General features: G+C 47.9%; 2 protein-coding genes and 1 pseudogene. All 3 read left to right on the plus strand.

Going from position 1 to position 1,376, the window contains the following annotated elements; all coding sequences use genetic code 11:
* Positions 1-91 (plus strand): annotated as a pseudogene (locus tag DFP89_RS20020) (IS5/IS1182 family transposase); the annotation flags it as partial.
* Between the two features lie 447 nt (positions 92-538).
* On the plus strand, positions 539-1,090 hold the full coding sequence (locus DFP89_RS20030) for an ImmA/IrrE family metallo-endopeptidase (protein ID WP_114351048.1): 552 nt from the start codon (positions 539-541) through the stop codon (positions 1,088-1,090).
* On the plus strand, positions 1,080-1,373 hold the full coding sequence (locus DFP89_RS21225) for a hypothetical protein (protein WP_114351049.1): 294 nt from the start codon (positions 1,080-1,082) through the stop codon (positions 1,371-1,373). The genes DFP89_RS20030 and DFP89_RS21225 overlap by 11 nt, the downstream gene beginning before the upstream one ends.
* Positions 1,374-1,376: the final 3 nt, after the last annotated feature.

The following is a 1,376-nucleotide window of genomic DNA, read 5'->3' on the forward strand; positions in this document are numbered from 1 at the left end:
CGCCACCCGCTACGACAAGACCGCCGAAAGCTTCCTTGGCTTCATCGATATCACGTCGATCCGCCTCTGGCTCCGCCATTTGTCAACATGACCTAGTGCTCTACATTTTCTATTCCTTCATGGTCGATTCCGCGTTCTTTAGCAGTAAATCATGTTTCAACTTACGCGAGGCTCAAGTCTGCTACCTCGCCAAAAACTCCGCATGGTCGGATGGTTCGTATCTCCAAACAATCACAGGATTCTACACTTCCATTATCACAGTTCTCATTGGGATTGTTGCGATCGTGGCAACGGTTGGTGCCTACACGATCAAAGCCAGCATGCGCGCTCAAGCTGAGTAAGAATTACCGATTCACGTCACCAGCCATTTCAACCACATGGATGGCCAAAATCAAATTCGGGCTATTGTGGAAGACAAAATGGGTGCAAAGATAAGCAATTTGCCCATCCCCGAAAATGGCCCACTGTCCGAATGGATCGCATCTATCGAGCGTCGCCTTGAAAGTATCGAGAACTTAGAAGAGCGTGAGAATGAGCAATGACCAGACCGACACCCCCCGGATATACTTCCCGACTTCCCAAGACTATCTCCTCCGCCCTCGACACGCCTGAACGTGTTTTGGAATATTGCCGGACGCACAACCTAACGACTGATTACGATGCGGTTAACATCGAGGAGATCATCAATAGCGATGATGCGCTTACGTTGATCTACGAGGATCTAGGCGAGAAAGATGCTTACATAAAGTGTAATAGTGCCAACGATTTTACAATCGGCATCCATAAGTTTCATCACAAGAATCGCCAACGGTTCTCCATGGCCCATGAGTATGGCCATTACCAGCTGCATAGAAACAATATAAAAACAATTAAAGAGGGTGAAAAAATATTGCATCGGGATGGGGTGGTTAAAGCTGTCGAGCGTCAAGCTAATAATTTTGCAGCCGACATATTGATGCCAAGATTAAGCGTTGAACGGGCTATGCGAGATGCAGGTGAAAATATGACTGAAGCGGCCCGTCGCTTACAAGTCTCTGTTGCAGCGCTAGACTATAGGCTAATCAATTTAGGGATGCGGAATGGCCGATAAATATCATTTGGTGCTTCGAACCGGACAGTCCGAAATGAGGGCCTATCAGAATTTAACGTTGGAGCAGAAGGTTGGCATTGCACCACTGATCGAGTTGACGCGTGGTCGAAAGAACCACAAGTCAACTTTTGAGAAGACCAGTGAACAATACAATTTTGGCGGCATCAAAAGGTTTGTGGCGAGTGAGACATTAGGCTCCAGACTCATTGATCTTCACAGCCAGAACATGACTGTTGCGGCGAGGGCGACGGCGGATAGGAAGGTCTTGGCGGATCTGTCATAGCGG

It is taken from the genome of Paracoccus lutimaris (assembly GCF_003337565.1).
GTDB lineage: Bacteria > Pseudomonadota > Alphaproteobacteria > Rhodobacterales > Rhodobacteraceae > Paracoccus > Paracoccus lutimaris.